The organism is Leucobacter sp. UCMA 4100 (genome assembly GCF_027853335.1).
GTDB lineage: Bacteria > Actinomycetota > Actinomycetes > Actinomycetales > Microbacteriaceae > Leucobacter_A.
The window spans coordinates 562,041-578,213 of record NZ_JAFEUS010000002.1 but is presented as its reverse complement, the minus strand read 5'-3'; the positions used below and the strand labels follow the sequence as shown (position 1 = coordinate 578,213).

Below are 16,173 nucleotides of genomic sequence, written 5' to 3'. Positions count from 1 at the left end.
CGCACGACACGGCCGGTTCAGCTGCGCTACGACCGTCGCTCAATCTGGTAAATCGCTGTGAGTGTATGACTCTCAGGTAGCCGCAATCTGGCTTGAACAGCGCGTTATGGGCGTGCCTTTTGGGCAAAAGGAATCAAAAAACCGCTGCTAGTATGTGCGTTGTGATGGGACACCAAGGGGAATTGGAAGAGCAGCCTATCTCAGACCAAGAGCTCTGCGACACTATTCGTCGTGGAGAAGCGTGGCCCCTGGCCACCCTCTGGCAGAGATACCACGGCATGGCTCTCTCCTGGGCGCGCCGCAAAGATCCGGTGCACGCTGAAGACGCGGTGGCCGATGCCTTTGACGCGGTCTATCAGAGCCTGTTGCAGGGCAATGGCCCCACCGACTCGTTCGGCGGGTACCTTTACAAGACGATCAACACACAGCTCGGGCGTTACTGGGAAACCGGTAAGCGCGAGGGCACCGCTCACGATGAGGATCGCTTCGATCCGCTCATCGTTGCGGGCGACGAGCAACTTTCAGAAGCCGAGCAGCGCACCGCAGCGCTCGCGGCGCTCGAAGATTTGCCGCTGCGCTGGAAACGGGTGATTCTCGAGGTCGATGTCGCCGGAAGACCGGTGCAAGACGTTGCCCTCGAACTCGATATGTCGCCAAACTCGACCTCGGTACTCCTGAAACGTGCCAGGGAGGGCCTCAAGAAGTCCTGGCTCACGAAGATGCACCCGCCACGAGGCCTTGACGCAGATTGCGCGGCGTGCGTTGCTGACTTTAACGAGATTCGGTGGGGCCGCAAGAAGAGCAAGCGACGTGCCGAAGCCGAGATGCACCTGCACAGTTGCGCCCAGTGCAGCACGCGCTGGAAGAGCTTCGCTGAGCAGGCAAGCATTATCGGCATGGTGAGCGCGGGCGTGCTGACCCTGGACAAGGCCGGAAGGCGCAAGGCGGCAATTGCTTCGGCGGTTGCGGTGACCGTGACGGTCGCGGGTGCTGTCGCTGTTGTCGCCGGCGTGATGGGCCCGCTCGGTGGCGACACCGTGATCGAGCCGAAGAAACCGGTTTCGGTGACCGAAACTCCAGACAAGCCCTCCGTCGGTGAAGCTGAGCAGGGTACATCTGACCTTCGCGCCGATGACGGTGAGCAGCCACCCGCAGACGGCGAAAGTCGCGGCGACGGTGCGGCCGATGCCCCGCAACCCCAGAACGGCGAGTCAACAACTCCTGGCGAAAGAAGCGAGCGAAACCCGGGCGGGGGCGGATCGATGGGCCAAGACCAGGTCTTGGAAACTCCCTTTGGCTACACCGAGTTCGCGAACGAGGCCGAGGTCAACGTGAATGATCTTGACCTTGACGGCGACGGCACCCCGGGCGCTAAGACGAACGAGGTGCGAACCCGTTGGGGCTCGGCGAGCTTTATCAAGGTTGATGCAGAGCATCCCGGCAAGGGTCTTGAAGGAGCGGTGTTTCGGGTGCTCTCGAGTGAGAAGACTGCCGAGTGCAGGCTCGACGATGACCTCACCATCGTGACTGCCGATGATGGATCGGAGTATCACGTTCACTCGGGCGAGAACGGGCTCGTTGAGGTGCCAGGCCTGTGGGTCGGCGATGATGAGCTGAACGGTGGCACATACACGAATGGTCTTTCGCAGCGCTGCTATGTGCTCGAAGAGATCGTCGCGCCGAAGGGGTACGAGCTGCCAGAGGGAACCGCAGCGCGAACCGAAATGATCATCGGGCAGACCTCGGCCGAGACCGGCGGGGCACCAAAAACCATCACGAACAAGGCCAAGCCCGGGTTGCTTTCGATGACCGGAAGCACGGGGCTGTGGATCACGCTCGCTTGCGGCTTGCTGCTCGTTGCCGCGGGTGGCGTTTTCGTGACGAAGCGACAGCGAAAGAGCACCACCTGACGCCCCACGCGGTCTCGCCCGGTGTGTTCGTGACGCGGTTCGAAAAATATTTTCTCGAACCGCGTCACATTTGTTTCACCACGCTCTCTTAATCTTCGAAGGGCTTTGCTCAAGAAGCTCTGAGATGGAAAAGGGGAGAGCAGTGGGGGCTGTTTTGGCTGCTGGGAATACCAGGGAATACGCCGGGCATCTCACGTTCTTTTCTCGCCCGTTGGGCACGTCGAAAACCTCGACTCGTGCTTTCAGCTTGAGCAAACTGGGGGGATTTCTTGCCCCGAAAACCAAGGTCACCGAGGTGTTGGTGGTTGAGAAAGGAATGGATTGATGTCAGGTATGAGTGTTGGGCGCGGGTTGCGTCGTGGTTTGGCGGTGACTGCGGTTGCTGCGGTTGGTGTGGCTGGGTTGTTTGCGGGGGCTTCGGCTGCGCAGGCGGTTGAGATTGATCCTGGTGCGCAGGGTTCGTTGACGGTGCATAAGTATGAGAATCCGGGTCAGGGTGGCATGCATCCTGATGGTTCGGGTGTGAAGCCTTCGTCGAAGCCGATTGACGGGGTGGTGTTTGAGTATTGCCCGATCGAGGATGTTGATCTGCTGGATGGGTCGAACACTGGCTGGGATGCGTTGACGGTTCTGGGCAAGGATGCTGCAGCGTTGAAGGGTGCCCGTTCGGGGCAGTCGCTGGGTTCGTATTCGTTGGGTGCGTGTCATGAGCTTCCCGCGACGGTTGATGGTGTCGCGTCAAGTGGGCTGCTTGATTTGGGTGCGTATTTGGTGCGTGAGACGAAGGTTCCTGAAAAGGTGACAAAGAAGTCAGAGCCTTTCATTGTGACGATCCCGACGCCCGCGACGGGTGAGAAGGGTGATGGTGCGTCGTGGGTGTATGACGTGAATGTGTACCCGAAGAATGATGTGGGTGATAAGCCTTCGAAGACGATTCAGAACCAGCCCGAGAACGGGTTCGTGGTGGGTGCTGATGTTGATTACCGGGTGTCGCAGGTACTTCCCGCGGTGACTGATGATCATTACACGAAGCTTGTGGTGAGTGACACGCTTGATGCCCGCCTGAAGGGTGAGGGTACGCCTGTGGTTCAGGTGAATGGTGTGACGGTTACGTCGGGGTATACGGCTGCGTGGACGGTGAACGGTGAGGGCCGGTCAGTGTTGACGGTCTCGTTTGACGAGGCGGGTCTTGCCGGGCTGAAGACGGGTGACACGGTGACGGTTGATTTTGTTGCGGTGGTTCAGTCGTTGGGTGATGGTGAGATCGCGAACCAGGCGTTTGTGAATGTGAATGATCTTGATCTTGATGGTGACGGGAAGCCGGGTACCCCGACTGATGAGGTGTGGACTCGTTGGGGTGGTCTGATGGTGCAGAAGATTGATGCTGGTCAGGCTGGTAAGGGTCTTGAGGGGGCTGAGTTTAAGCTTCTGATTAGTGATGTTGCTTCGGGTTGTGTTGCTGATAAGACCCTGCCTGCGGTGACGGGTGCTGATGGGAAGGAACTGAAGCTGGTTTCTGGGAAAGATGGTGTGATCACGGTTCCTGGGTTGTGGATTGGTGATGATGAGCTTCAGGGTGGCACGATGACGAATGGGTTGAAGGAGCGTTGCTACGTGCTGGTTGAGACGAAGGCTCCTACTGGGTTTGTGTTGCCTGATGAGGATGAGGCGCGTACTGAGGTGGTTGTGAAGCCTGGTGAGGTGTCGGTGTTCTCGAAGCAGGTGAAGAACGTGCAGCAGGAGGTTCCTGAGTTGCCGATGACTGGTGGTGCTGGTCAGGTGTTGTTGGTTGTTGGTGGTCTTGCGTTGGTGGCGGTTGCTGCTGGTTCGGTGATGGTCACACGCCGCAAAAACACCACCGCGTAGTCACCGCAACTCGCAGAGTGTGAAGGGTGCCCACCGCGGTACGCTTCTTGTAAACCGCCGGCCTGGCGAAGTATCCCCCGTGCCTCGCCAGGCCGGCAAAACCCTTAGAAATGTCACGATCTTGTGGCCGAGGAGACAACATGAGCCGCCACGCTACCGCAGCGACCGCCCCGGGAGGGCAGAACGCTGAGCAGGGCGAATCCCAGACTGTTGAGCAGCAGGCGCCGCAGGGGCGGGCTGCGAAACGGCGTGCCGAGCGTCGCCGCAAGCCTCCGTTTGGTGCGTGGGTAACTTTCGTGTGCTGGCTGCTCGGGGTAGGGGTGCTGTTGTATCCCACTGCCTCGGCATGGCTGTCGCAGGTGAACCAGTCTTCGCTCGTTGGCCTCTACGACGAAGAGCTCGCGAACGTGAAGCCTGACATGGCCTCCCAAATTCATGAGGCACAGCGGTACAACGAAGAGCTTTCGTCGGGGGCCTTGCTCGAAGCTGGCGCGAACGTTGCGGTTGGCTCCGGTGAACTGCGTGACAACGAGCTGCGCTACAGCGACCAGCTTGCGACCCCGAGCGGGGTCATGGCGAGGCTGCGAATTCCCTCGATTAAGGTCGACTTGCCGATCTACCACGGCACCGATGAAGAGACGCTTCTCAAAGGGCTGGGGCACCTTGAGGGCACCTCGCTTCCCGTTGGCGGCGACAGCACCAGGTCTGTGATCACCGGTCACCGCGGGCTCGCGAGCGCTCGAATGTTCACCGACCTTGACAAGGTCGAAGAGGGCGACACCTTTACCCTCGAGACGTTTGGTGAGGTGTTGACCTACCGGGTGCGGGACGTGGCCGTTGTTGAGCCAGACCAGACCGAAACGCTTCACCAGGAGCCTGGTGAAGATCTCGTCACGCTCATCACGTGCACGCCGCTTGGCGTGAACACGCATCGAATTCTCGTGACCGGAGAGCGGGTTTCGCCGACGCCTGAGGCTGATCTTGATGCCGCGGGCGAGCCGAGCGGGTTGCCGGGCTTTGCCTGGTGGGCCGTGGGGTATGGCGGGGCTGTTTTGCTCGGTGTCGCGTACCTCGTGTGGTCGTCGAAAGGGCCGAAAAAGGCGGCGGATCCTGCCGCATCGAAGCTTCCCGAGACCGGTAGCGCCGAAGGCTGACCGCGAACGCTAGCGTGTCTGCTGCAGGCTTCGTAGCGCGAGCCAGATGGTCGCGCGGTCGTCGGCCGACTGGAGTGAGAGCCCAAGGAGTTGCTCAACGAGGTCGATTCGTTTTGCGAGGGTTTGCCGGTGCACCCCGAGCTGACGTGACGCATCACTCCAGGAGCCGTGGTGCTGCACAAAGACGGTGAGGGTCTCGAGCAGCGTTTCGGCTTGCGGGCCCGCGTGGAGTACGGGGTCGAGTACCGAGGTGAGCATCGCCTGCTGTGATGCCGTGAAGTGCATGAGCGCGTGACGCATCGAGCTCAGCTCGCGAAAGTGCAGCACATGCTGGCCCTCAACGCTCGTTGCTGAGAGGGCCTGGCGAGCCTGCTGCAGGCTGGCTTCAAGCTCGGTTCGTGGCAGCAGTGAACCGGTTCCGAGGTGGAGCCTCTCGTCGCGATACGCCCTGAACTCCCGGGTTTTCTCCTCGAGTGACGAGAGTACGGCTTTGGTCGCAAACCCGAAGACTTCTGAACCCGTTCCGTAAAAGAGGTGCGGAAAACCGCTCTGCGTGAGCCACCGAGCCACCATATTCTCGACGTCGGTGTATTTCGTTTTTGACGAAAAGACAAAGGCTGCGAGGTGCGAATCGGTGATGGTCCAGTCTGAGAGCAGGGCGCTCGCATCGTCGCCGCCGCGCACGAGCGTGTCTACGATGGCTTTGCGGCCGAGGCGCTCGGTCTCTGACGGGTCGGTGGTGCGCAACATGAGCGCGATGATGTTCGCAGCGAGTGCCGCGATCGACCTGGCCCGGTACGAACTCGATCCGCGAGCCGCGATGACGAGGCGTGCGCTCGTGCGCCCGCCCGATTCAATGACGTGTACCTGTAGTCCCGGGTAGCGCACCTTCACCGGGCGGTTCAGCACCACCGAGATTGCGTCGTCAATGTGAAGACGGCCGGCCGCAACGCTTGTGAGCACCTGGCCGTGCGCGTCGAGGAGCACGGCCCAGCCGTCAATGAGCGATGAAAGTTGGTTGAGCACGCCCTCGACGCCGCCCACACTCGCGACCTTGGTGAGCACTCGTGCCGCGGTCGTGAGCATGCGGTCGTCGGCCGCGAGGTAGTTCGTGAGCACTGTTTCGAGCGAGCTGAAGAGGTCGGCCGGGGGCACCTTCGCGCCGAGCATGGCGGCGAATCCGGCCTCGGCCACTGCGTGCTCGAGCTCGGGGCTGTGCTCAGACGAAGCGAGAATGCATCGGCGCAGGAGGTCGCACTGTTCACTCTCGGGGGTTTCGAGCAGTGTCTCGATCTGTTTGGCTGAGCAGGTGACGAGCGTGTGGTGCACCTCAGAGCCCTTGACGATGAGCTCGTCAAACCGCACCACTTCGGCCACGGTCTCGTCGAGATCGTGCAGCCCGTGAATTGATTCTGGGGTGAAGCGGGTGATGAGTTGTCTTAGGGTCAACGCCATACCCAGAGTGTACAAGATGGTGATGGCCTGCTGTCAGAATCATCATGATGCGCATTGTGTCTGCGGGGTGTTGCTTTATAAGCTCAGGTGTCTTCACGCTCCAACAGAGAGGTTACAGTCATGAAAGCAGTCGTCTTCCGAGGGCCAGACCACGCCATCGAGTACACCGACGTTGAACTCGCGGCCCCGAAACGGGGTGAAGTTCGGGTCAAGATCGTGGCAGCCGGAGTATGCCACTCAGACCTGCACGTCAAGCGCGGTGAGTGGGAGGTTGCAGCACCGCTCGTCATGGGCCACGAGGGCTCGGGCATTGTCACCGAACTCGGTGAGGGCGTTACGTCACTCTCAGAGGGCGACCACGTCGTACTCAGCTGGGTGCCACCGTGCGGCGAGTGCCGCTTCTGCAAGTCGGGCTACGAGGCCCGCTGCCAGCTCGTTGCCGATCTCGTTGCACCCCAGGGCGTGCTCTTCGACGGCACCTCGCGCATGAGCATCGGCGATGAGACCATTCAGCACTACCTCGGCGTCTCGTCATTCTCAGAAGAGGTCATCGTTCCTGCTTCGGGCGCAATCAAGGTGCGCGATGACGCGCCGCTCGACGTGCTCGCGCTCGTGGGCTGTGCTGTTGCAACCGGCGTTGGCGCCGTCACGAACACCGCGGGTGTCGAGCCCGGCTCAACCGTCGCCGTGATCGGTTGCGGCGGCGTCGGCCTCAACGTTGTCCAGGGCGCACGCCTTGCGGGCGCAGAGCGCATCGTGGCGATCGATCTTCGCGAAGAGAAGACCGAGATGGCAGTGCAGTTCGGGGCGACCGACCGCATCAACGCATCAGACGGCGACGTCGTTGAGCAGCTTAAAGAGCTCCTGCCCGATGGCGTTGACTACGCCTTCGACGCTATCGGTCGTGTTGAGACGACCGAGCAGTCGATTCAGATGCTCAGCCTCGGTGGCGCATCGGTGATCGTCGGCCTGCCTCCCACAGGGGCAAAGGCAAGCTTCGAGCCGCTCGTGCTCGCCGAAGCAGACCAGCGCATCCTGGGCTCGAACTATGGCTCGGTGCGCCCATCAATCGATATTCCTGCGCTCGTCGATCGCTACATGGACGGCCAGCTGATTCTCGATCCGCTCATCTCGGGACGCGTGCCCCTCTCGCAGGCCGCGCAGGCTCTCGAAGATCTGCAGGCCGGTAGCGCGCTTCGCACCCTGCTCATTCCGGAAGCATAAGGGGCGCCGTACATGTCAACGACGAAACCTCAGGTAGATTCGGGCCTCCGCGAGGGGGTCATGTCAGGTCCTGAGCTCGCAGCCCAAGCCATCGCGAGCATTGCCCCGAGCGCCGTGATCGCCTTTACCGCCGCCGAGATTTTCATGGGCGCGGGCACCGGAACGCTTTACGCGTTCGCCCTCGCGACCATCGTGATCTTGTGCGTCGGCTACATCGTCTCGATGTTCGCGAAGCTCTTCCCGTCGGCGGGCTCGCTCTACACGTACGTCGCCAAAGGGCTCGGCCCGGTCGGCGCCTTTACCGCGGGTGCCGCCCTCATGATCGGTTCGTGGGGCATCGCCACCGGATCACTCAACGGCTCGGTCTCGTTCTTCATGGACACCCTGCGCTTGCTGGGCTTCGACGGGGTGCAAGGAACCGGCTGGACCGTGGCCCTCACGATTCTTATCGGTGGCACCGCGGTGTTCTTCACGATTCAGGGCATCAGGGCCTCGGCACGCGTCTCGTTCGTGCTCGAGATCATCTCGATCGTCATTATTCTCGTGCTGCTGATCGCCGGCCTGTTCTGGGCCGTCAAAGCGGGTTGGAACCCGTCGCACTTCAAACTTTCTGAGACGCCGTTTGAAGGGGTCGGTGCCGGCATGGTGCTCGCGATTCTCGGCTTCGTGGGCTTCTCGTCGGCCGATGCGCTCGGTCGCGAGGCGAAGAACCCGAAGGTCGCGATTCCGCGCGCCATCATGTGGAGTGCTCTTGGCGTTGGCATTCTCTATATCTTCTCGGCATACACGCAGATCGTTGTTCTGGGCGATGACCTCGCAACGGTTGCGAGCCCGCTCGAAGCGATCAACGAGAAGATCGGTATGCCCGTCTGGTTCGGCCCGCTGCTCGTGTTCGGTGTCGCAGCTTCGTTCTTTGCCGTCGTGGTTGCCCCACTCAACGTCGTGGGCCGCATCATCTACGTCATGGGTAAAGAGGGCGTGCTACCGGGAAGCTTCGGTCGCACGCACGAAAAGCACCTCACGCCTCACCGCGGTCTGCTCGTCGCCGGCGGCCTCACGATCGCCGTCGATGTTGTGCTCATTCTCTTCAAGAACGAGCCGATGGACATGCTTGTGTGGATCGATACCTATGGAACGTACGGCTATATGCTCTCGTATTCACTGGTTGCGATCGCTGGCGTTGTCTACCTGCGCAAGCAGGGCATTAAGAACCGCCTCGTGCCAATCTTTGCCACCGTCTCAGTTGCCGCGATGGCTTACGTGTTCTATGCCAATATCTGGCCGGTTCCGGCGTTCCCGATGAACGTTATCCCGTACCTCTTCCTCATCACTATGGTGCTTGGTTTCGTGCGATTCGGCTACGCGTCGAAGCGTGACCCTGAGATGAAGGGGCGTATTGGCAACACGCACACCGAAATGATGGAGGGCATCGGCTAAGGCCCCTATCCATCGATACAGAGCCACCGCTCGGGTTTTCTACCCGGCGGTGGCTCTTTTCGTGTCGACCGGGATTATGAGGCAAGGCTAGCCGTGTGCCTAGTACTTGGATACTCTTAACCAGATATACATTGCGGGAGAGAGAATGTTCGGGCCACTGACAGCAGGGCTATTCCCGCTACGAGGGGAATGTACCGATGAAAAAACACGTGTTTGGCCAAACGCTTGCTTCGGCGACGATCGCGGCCTTGCTGGTACCCGCGCTCATGAGTTCGGCCCACGCCGAACCGCTCGCTGATGGTCAGCCCTCTCCCGAGGTCGGTACGCTCGCTGGCGGCACCGAGGTTACGATCGATCTTCCTGAGCCGCCGCTTGGGCCTGACTTAGTTTCTATCCATGCTGGCAGTTTTACCACCCTTGCCCTTGGTGCTGATGGCAATGTCTATGGATGGGGTGCAAACAAGATTGGCGGTGTTGGTAACGGAACCAACAAAGAACAACCGGCGCCCGTGAGAACTCACCTGCCAGCGGGTGCGAAGGTGCTCGACTATGAGACCGGCCTCAACAACTCTTACGCGGTTCTTGACGACGGCTCTGCCTACTCGTGGGGTGCACATGATCAGGGGCAGCTCGGAATCGGACCTGCATATTTTCCGCTGCGTGAACCTGTGCCCATTGCGGTGCCCGAAGGCGTAACATTTGCTGAAATTCTCGCTGGTAAAAACTTCGCCATTGCCCTCGACACTGAGGGAAACGCCTACGGTTGGGGCAAGAATGAGCAAGGACAAATCGGTCAGGGCAGCGCCAACACCTCCGCCGTGGAAAGAGTGCCTGCTGCTGTCATGATGCCTGAGGGAGTGACGTTCACCTCGGTGAGTACCGTGGGAACTCACACGCTCGCAATCGGCTCTGACGGCAACACCTATGCGTGGGGTTACAGTAACCAGGGCTTGCTTGGCATAGCGAATGAGTCACCCAAGGCGATCAAAGAGCCAACCCGTGTTACCACCCCGCGGGGTGTGAAGTACACGAAGGTCATTGCAGGCTGGAACTATTCGCTCGGGCTTGGCGATGACGGGAAATTGTACTCCTGGGGTTCGAATGCCCATGGCTACCTTGGGATCGGCAGTAAAACCGCGAGCAAGACAGCAACGCCGGTTGCGCTTCCCGGTGGTACGTATGTCAAGGACGTTTCTTCGGGCGGTGAGCACGCGCTCGTGCTCACCGAAGAGGGGGAAATCTATGCCTGGGGTCTCAACAAAAACGGTGAGGTCGGTAATGGTGTCGTCTTGAACGCACAAGGTGAGGTGGCGGAAGGGAAAGAAGCAGATGTTGAGCAGCCGGTACTCGTGCAGAGTCCGGATGGTGTTCGCTTCACCACGATTAACGCTGGCGATGGTTTCTCGTTTGGCATTGCCGAAGACGGCACCTCATACGGTTGGGGACGCAACGAGCTCAGTCAGCTGGGAAACGGAACGCATAAAGGCACCTCGGTGCCTGTTCCGGTGTCGCTGCCCATCGTCACGGCCGAGGCGACCGAGGTGCTCTTTGACGGAGTCCCTGGAACTCACCTGAAGAACGCGGGCGATAAGGTAACCGTCGTAACCCCAGCAGGAACCGGATACGGGGCAGTTGATGTTCAACTGGGTTGGGCCGCGAACACGATCGCTCAGCACCCCGTCACCTTCGAAAAGGGATTTACCTACATTGACCTCCCTCGGGTGAGCGAAGCGAGTGAATCTTCTGGCCTTCTCGGCGATACGGTCACGTTCAGTACGGAGCTGTTCGGCTCACCCGCTCCGCAGCTTACCTGGTCATTCAGTATCGATGGCGGTGCAACGTGGGCTGCGGTATCGAAAGATCGCGGCGAGAGTGTGAGTACCGATGGTGCACAACTCTCGGTGACGATCACCCCTGAATCGGCAGAGACCCTCTACCGTGTTCACGCGGTCAATGATTATGGCGAAGCGACCTCTGACTCGTTCACGATCTCGGTCCCGAATTACCAGGTCACGTTCGAGAGCGCCGGGGGAACTGCAATCGAGCCGGTTACCGTCATAGGCGGCGCCTCGCTATCGAAGCCTGCCGACCCCGAGCGCGGGGGATTTACGTTTACCGGATGGTACACCGACGAGGGTACTGAAACCCCGTATGATTTTGAGGCACTGGTGACCGGAGAAATGACGCTCTTTGCCGGGTGGAGCGAGAAGAAAGATCCGGGCGTTGACGCTGTTCCTACCGACCCGATTGATCCCGTTGACCCGACAAAACCGACACCCACAAAGCCTGGTGAAACGCCAGGCGGCCCTGGTCTCGCTACGACCGGCCAGGCGGGCATCGGCTCAGTAATGCTCGGAGTAGCCGCGCTACTGCTACTCAGCGTCGGCGGTGTGTTCTTCGCGCGTCGAACGCGGCCAACGGCCAAGCAGTAGCCGTGACCGCGTAGCACGGTGACAGGGCGGGCGAGAGCCCGCCCTGTACACTTTCTGTATGGCTATTGGCGCGACGATGTATATCTTCGACGTGCAGCTGGCAGACGTCGATCGTGGTGTGTACGAAGACTTTGCCCTGCGCGTTGCGAAGCATCCTTCTGAAACCGACGAGTTCATGGTGACGCGGCTCATTGCGTACTGTCTCGAGTATGGCGAGGGCATCGCGTTCGGGTCGGGAGGGGTCTCGTCGACCGACGAGCCGGCGGTGCTCGTGCGCGATCTTACGGGAGCGATTATGACGTGGATCGAAGTTGGCGCCCCAAGCGCCGAACGCTTGCACAGTGCGAGCAAGGCGGCCGAGAACGTTGCCATCTATACTCACCGTGACCCAGAGAAGGTGCTTGCGCCCCTCACGGGCAAGAAGATTCACCGGGCCGAGACTCTTCGGGCATACAGTCTGCAGCCCGACTTCGTTGATGGGATTGTCGACAAACTCTCGAGGCGCAACACCGTGACGGTTTCGCGCACCGAGGGGCAGCTCTACCTTGAATTGCACGGTGAGTTGCTGCACGCCGAGATCGGCGAGCACACGATCAGCTGAGCCGGCTGGAGGGTGCAGCCGATCGTGCGAACGGTGCGGTAACGTTCGCGTGCAATAATGACACGGTGCAACGCCCCACATCACTCATACGCTTGGCGCTCGCAGGAGCGACGCTGCTGCTCGCTCTGCCATCATGCGCCCAGGCTGGGGCGCAGCCCGTTGCCGTGCGCGACGGCTTTCCTGAGCGAGGAGTCGCCGATTACCAGCTCGGTGGCGCATACGAGCCGCCAGAAGCAGTGACGATTGTCGAACGTGACAGTGCTGACGACCCGGCCCCTGGTCGATACAACATTTGCTACGTCAACGGTTTTCAGACCCAGCCCGCCGACGCTGAAGCATGGCTTACTGTGTCGCCGAGCGTTGTGTTGCACGACGCTGCCGGGCAACCGGTCTTTGATCCTGCGTGGCCCGACGAGATGATTCTCGATACCTCGACCGAGGCAAAGCGCGAGGCGATTATGTCCCGGCTCGAACCGGTGCTTGCCGAGTGCGCGAAGAAAGGATTCAATGCGGTTGAGTTCGACAATCTTGACACGTTCTCCCGCTTTGAGGGGCTTGTGGCCGAAGCGGGTAACCTGGCGCTCGCATCGCTCCTCGTGAATGCTTCACACGAACTTGGGCTTCAGGCCGGGCAGAAGAACACCCCGCAACTCGGTAAGAGCGGCCGCGATGAGGCGGGCTTTGACTTCGCTGTTGCAGAGGAGTGTGTTCGCTTTGCTGAGTGCGAGGCCTATACAGGGGTGTACGGCAAGCGCGTGATCGACATTGAATACTTTGACGACCTCCGGGGGTCGGTCGAGATGACCTGCGCTGACCCCGCTCGCCCAGACATGACGATCGTGCGAGACAGAGATCTGGTCCCGATCGACAACGGCGAGTATGCCTATCACGTGTGTGGCGAGTAGTCACTCTCAGCTTGCGCCATGGGGCGTTCCTTCGTGAGCTCCAGTGTGGGCTGTAGTGGGTTCGAGTATATCCAGCTACCCGGGAGATCTCGGGTGTGATTAAACTTGGCGAAGCTGGTTGGCGAAGCTGGTTGGCGAAGCTGGTTGGCGAAGCTGGTTGGCGAAGCTGGTTGGCATCGCGAGGTGCGAGGCCCCGGTACTCACCGCACGAGGTGGGCGAGAGAGAGGAAACGCGAATGATCGGTGGCATGCTGATTGGAGCGGCCGCGCTCAACGTATATGCGGTGCTACTGGTCGTGTTTCGAGCGGTCGGCTTTCGTACGAAGCTCTATCGCCCCATGCTGTGGAACGTGTGGCTCTCCATCACCCCGATTCTCGTCATGGGCGTCGGGGGCATCGTCTCGCTGCTCCTTCTCAGCGTGAACGCGACTCTCGGGGTGCTCAGCACCGTGTTGTTTGGCATCGCATGGCTGCTGCTCTTGCCGAACGCGAGCTACCTCATCACCGAGCTCAACTTTTCACACCGACGAGAGAGCGACCCGGTACCGCTCTGGTATGACATCATCCTGGTTATCTCGCTCGCGATGTCGGGCGTGCTGAATACGATAATGAACGTCTTTCTTGCACACCTCATGTACGCGGCGAGGCTTCATGGAGACGCAGCTTCATCGCTCCTGAAGCCAGATGCGCTTGGTTTCGTTGGGCTCGTGCTCCTGCTGCTCGGGTTCGGCATGTACCTCGGGAGGTATCTGCGGCTCAATAGCTGGGACATTCGCAGCCCGAAACGCCTCACCGCAAAGGTGTGGGGTCACTTTCGAGAGCCCACAAACCTCAGGGCGGGCGCCGCGTTCACGCTCACTTACGCGGTCTTTCTCGGCGTGATGTACGTCGCGGTAGCGGGAACTGCGGTGCTTGGGCTTGCGATGCTCGAAGAGGTGCGCAGCGCAGTGCTTCCGTGACCGTTCAGGCCTGCGCTAAGCCTGTTCTTTGAAGCGAACGAGCCGTTCGTGGCCGCTCTCTTCAAGCTCGACGACCTGAGATCTTGACTTGAGGAAGTCTGAGAACGAACGAAATCCGAGGGCCTTTTCATTGAATGATGGATCCATGCGCCGCATCTGTTGCTTCACCGCCGAGCTGTGCAGCCAGCCCGAGTCTTCCTTCTCAAGGCCGAGCCAGAGCGCCCGAATGAGCAACCCCGTGACGGCGGTATCGCGCTGCTCATCATCGTCTTCGTCGTGGAAGTCGGTGTCGCCTTCCTGCTGTGGCGAAGGGTCTTTCTGGGCCACAGACTCGCTCGCGTTCGGTGATCGCTTCTTCTGCGTGCCAGCGCTGGGATCCGCTGCGGTTTCGGTCGCGGCCTCTGACTTCGCGCGCGCCTCAGCCCCGCCCTTGGCCCCCTTGTTGCTCCCGGTGCGGCTCACGGGCTGGGGGAGTTCGATGCCGGGGAGCGACTCGTAGGTCGCAAACTCGTCAACGGCTGCCGCGAGCGACTTCGCGGTCGAGCCAGCGACGCCGATGCCCACGACGTACCGGCCGAGGCGTTTACAGCGCTGCGCGAGCGGTACATAGTCTGAGTCGCCGGCGACGATGACCATGTGGCTCAGGTCATCGAGCCGAAACATGTCTTCAACCGCGTCAACCGCGAGACGAATGTCGGCCCCATTCTTCGCGTATGCGGCGGCTGGAAAGAGCTGCACGAGGTCGACGGCGCGAGCGACCAGCTGGTTGCGGTACTCGGCGTTCATGGGTGACGACCAGTCGGCGTAGGCCCTGGTGAGCACGAGCGTGCCAAACGACGAAGCGTAGTCGATGAGGGCGCCGACATCGACCCTTGCCGCGCTCAGGCGCTCAGCGATCTCGGGGTCGTTCGGGTTTTGCGCAATGCTCTGCCGGTCTCGGCTGAAGGCATTGCGCCCGTGCACTCGGTCGTACCAAGAGATGATGATGTTATCGAAGTCGAGATAAACCGCAACGCGTCCCTGCTCAGTATCAGCCATAGGTCTAGTGTGACAGGTGATGCTGTGAGGGTGAAGCCAAGTGCTTAGTTCTCGAGGTCGTGCACGGCGTTTTCAAGGCGCACGAGTTTGCCCTCGAGTTCGCCCTCGTACCCCGGGCGAATGTCGGCTTTGATGACGAGCGAGATTCGTGAGCCAAACGGGGCAACGGCCTCGGTTGCGCGCTTGATGACATCGAAGACCTCGTCCCATTCACCCTCGATCTCGGTGAACATCGATGAGGTCTTGTTCGGGAGCCCTGATTCGCGAACCACCTTGACCGCGGCTGCCACCGCGTCGTGTACCGAGCCATCACTGCGTCCGGTTCCTGAAGGGGCTACTGAAAAGGCGGCGATCATGTCTTCCTCACACTCTGCATCGTTGGCTTGCTTGCTGGGGCTGCGATAGCGGCCCCTCGCAGGTACTGTAGCAGGGCTCGAAGTGCGTGATGAAGGCCCGTTGTGTGACGGAGTGTGACGCTCTATAACCGTGTGTTACGCGGGGGCTTGATGCTGAGGGGCGTTCTTCTGCACACTGAACACCACAGCAACGATGAGCAGTAAGGAAGCATAATGACCACGAGCACCCTCACCACTGAAACGACCATTCTGCCGGTCACGAGCGAAGAGCGATCGGAGCGCCTCGGCGGCGTGCTGAGTTGGTCGAAGGGGCTGGCCGAAAAGCCCGGCAACGCCGGTCTCGCGGTGAGCGTTTCAGGCGAGAGCGCTGGTGCGGTGGCGACTTCGTTGCGTGCGAGGCAGCACTCATTGACCGTCGACGAGCCGCCAACACTCGGTGGTGATGATCTGGCCGCGAACCCGGTTGAGTACGCGCTCACGGCGCTCATCGCGTGCCAGGTCGTCACCTACCGCTTGTGGGCTGAGAAGCTCGGCATCTCGGTTGAGCACCTCGAGGTGACTGCCGAGGGCAACCTTGACACGAGGGGATTCTTCGGGGTCGACGATGCCGTGCGCCCCGGTTTTCAGGGCATTGATGTCACGGTAAAGGTCACGGGACCAGAGAGCGCTGAGCGTTACGCCGAGCTGCAAGCCGCTGTCGAAGCGCACTGCCCAGTGCAAGACCTCTTCGCGAACCCGACGCCAGTGCGAGCTCACCTCGTGACGGCGTAACGTGCTCGGGCTTCGGCCCGGGTCAGGGCGGTCACTCGGTGGAGCGAGTGACCGCTTTTTCTTGC

The 16,173-nt window shown here is 60.6% G+C and carries 13 protein-coding genes; 10 read left to right on the top strand and 3 right to left on the bottom strand.

Going from position 1 to position 16,173, the window contains the following annotated elements; translation table 11 throughout:
* The first annotated feature begins 152 nt into the window (after positions 1 to 152).
* From JSO19_RS02935 to JSO19_RS02925, 3 genes are all read left to right on the top strand, one after another.
* A complete protein-coding gene (locus tag JSO19_RS02935; protein ID WP_333734904.1) occupies positions 153 to 1,910 on the top strand; it encodes a sigma-70 family RNA polymerase sigma factor in 1,758 nt (585 codons plus the stop codon).
* A gap of 324 nt (positions 1,911 to 2,234) precedes the next feature.
* Positions 2,235 to 3,776, top strand: coding sequence for a SpaH/EbpB family LPXTG-anchored major pilin (locus JSO19_RS02930; RefSeq protein ID WP_270909620.1), 1,542 nt, complete (start codon positions 2,235 to 2,237; stop codon positions 3,774 to 3,776).
* 140 nt (positions 3,777 to 3,916) lie between these two features.
* Positions 3,917 to 4,930: a class C sortase gene (locus JSO19_RS02925; RefSeq protein WP_270909618.1), complete on the top strand. Its 1,014-nt coding sequence runs from the start codon at positions 3,917 to 3,919 to the stop codon at positions 4,928 to 4,930.
* Positions 4,931 to 4,939: 9 nt separating this feature from the next.
* On the opposite strand, the gene JSO19_RS02920 is transcribed toward JSO19_RS02925, so the two are convergent.
* On the bottom strand, positions 4,940 to 6,385 hold the full coding sequence (locus tag JSO19_RS02920) for a PucR family transcriptional regulator (RefSeq protein ID WP_270909617.1): 1,446 nt from the start codon (positions 6,383 to 6,385) through the stop codon (positions 4,940 to 4,942).
* Positions 6,386 to 6,505: 120 nt separating this feature from the next.
* Between JSO19_RS02920 and JSO19_RS02915 the strand changes: the two genes are divergently transcribed.
* The 6 genes from JSO19_RS02915 to JSO19_RS02890 all read left to right on the top strand — a co-directional run bounded on the left by JSO19_RS02915 (position 6,506) and on the right by JSO19_RS02890 (position 13,943).
* Entirely contained in the window at positions 6,506 to 7,609 is a 1,104-nt protein-coding gene (locus JSO19_RS02915; protein ID WP_270909616.1) for a Zn-dependent alcohol dehydrogenase, read from the top strand.
* Between the two features lie 12 nt (positions 7,610 to 7,621).
* A complete protein-coding gene (locus JSO19_RS02910) occupies positions 7,622 to 9,046 on the top strand; it encodes an APC family permease (protein ID WP_217136519.1) in 1,425 nt (474 codons plus the stop codon).
* 197 nt (positions 9,047 to 9,243) lie between these two features.
* Positions 9,244 to 11,478 (top strand): RCC1 domain-containing protein, encoded by a 2,235-nt coding sequence (locus JSO19_RS02905; protein ID WP_270909613.1) that lies wholly within the window; start codon positions 9,244 to 9,246, stop codon positions 11,476 to 11,478.
* A 58-nt stretch (positions 11,479 to 11,536) separates the two neighbouring features.
* Complete coding sequence (locus tag JSO19_RS02900; protein ID WP_270909612.1) at positions 11,537 to 12,079, top strand: YaeQ family protein; 543 nt, start codon at positions 11,537 to 11,539, stop codon at positions 12,077 to 12,079.
* A 65-nt stretch (positions 12,080 to 12,144) separates the two neighbouring features.
* On the top strand, positions 12,145 to 12,984 hold the full coding sequence (locus tag JSO19_RS02895) for an endo alpha-1,4 polygalactosaminidase (protein WP_270909610.1): 840 nt from the start codon (positions 12,145 to 12,147) through the stop codon (positions 12,982 to 12,984).
* A 248-nt stretch (positions 12,985 to 13,232) separates the two neighbouring features.
* Positions 13,233 to 13,943 (top strand): DUF1361 domain-containing protein, encoded by a 711-nt coding sequence (locus JSO19_RS02890; protein ID WP_270909609.1) that lies wholly within the window; start codon positions 13,233 to 13,235, stop codon positions 13,941 to 13,943.
* 15 nt (positions 13,944 to 13,958) lie between these two features.
* Here the strand turns inward: JSO19_RS02890 and JSO19_RS02885 are convergent, their stop codons facing one another.
* Positions 13,959 to 14,981: an NYN domain-containing protein gene (locus JSO19_RS02885; RefSeq protein ID WP_270909607.1), complete on the bottom strand. Its 1,023-nt coding sequence runs from the start codon at positions 14,979 to 14,981 to the stop codon at positions 13,959 to 13,961.
* Positions 14,982 to 15,025: 44 nt separating this feature from the next.
* The gene (locus JSO19_RS02880) at positions 15,026 to 15,337 is read right to left on the bottom strand and encodes a thiamine-binding protein (protein WP_270909605.1); all 312 of its coding nucleotides are present in this window, start codon (positions 15,335 to 15,337) and stop codon (positions 15,026 to 15,028) included.
* 213 nt (positions 15,338 to 15,550) lie between these two features.
* Between JSO19_RS02880 and JSO19_RS02875 the strand changes: the two genes are divergently transcribed.
* Positions 15,551 to 16,108 (top strand): OsmC family protein, encoded by a 558-nt coding sequence (locus JSO19_RS02875; protein ID WP_270909604.1) that lies wholly within the window; start codon positions 15,551 to 15,553, stop codon positions 16,106 to 16,108.
* Positions 16,109 to 16,173 lie beyond the last annotated feature (65 nt).

Coding starts and splice junctions, on each gene's coding strand:
- JSO19_RS02935 (WP_333734904.1), top strand. CDS start 153: ATGTGCGTTGTGATGGGACACCAAGGGGAATTGGAAGAGCAGCCTATC.
- JSO19_RS02930 (WP_270909620.1), top strand. CDS start 2,235: ATGTCAGGTATGAGTGTTGGGCGCGGGTTGCGTCGTGGTTTGGCGGTG.
- JSO19_RS02925 (WP_270909618.1), top strand. CDS start 3,917: ATGAGCCGCCACGCTACCGCAGCGACCGCCCCGGGAGGGCAGAACGCT.
- JSO19_RS02920 (WP_270909617.1), bottom strand. CDS start 6,385: ATGGCGTTGACCCTAAGACAACTCATCACCCGCTTCACCCCAGAATCA.
- JSO19_RS02915 (WP_270909616.1), top strand. CDS start 6,506: ATGAAAGCAGTCGTCTTCCGAGGGCCAGACCACGCCATCGAGTACACC.
- JSO19_RS02910 (WP_217136519.1), top strand. CDS start 7,622: ATGTCAACGACGAAACCTCAGGTAGATTCGGGCCTCCGCGAGGGGGTC.
- JSO19_RS02905 (WP_270909613.1), top strand. CDS start 9,244: ATGAAAAAACACGTGTTTGGCCAAACGCTTGCTTCGGCGACGATCGCG.
- JSO19_RS02900 (WP_270909612.1), top strand. CDS start 11,537: ATGGCTATTGGCGCGACGATGTATATCTTCGACGTGCAGCTGGCAGAC.
- JSO19_RS02890 (WP_270909609.1), top strand. CDS start 13,233: ATGCTGATTGGAGCGGCCGCGCTCAACGTATATGCGGTGCTACTGGTC.
- JSO19_RS02885 (WP_270909607.1), bottom strand. CDS start 14,981: ATGGCTGATACTGAGCAGGGACGCGTTGCGGTTTATCTCGACTTCGAT.
- JSO19_RS02880 (WP_270909605.1), bottom strand. CDS start 15,337: ATGATCGCCGCCTTTTCAGTAGCCCCTTCAGGAACCGGACGCAGTGAT.
- JSO19_RS02875 (WP_270909604.1), top strand. CDS start 15,551: ATGACCACGAGCACCCTCACCACTGAAACGACCATTCTGCCGGTCACG.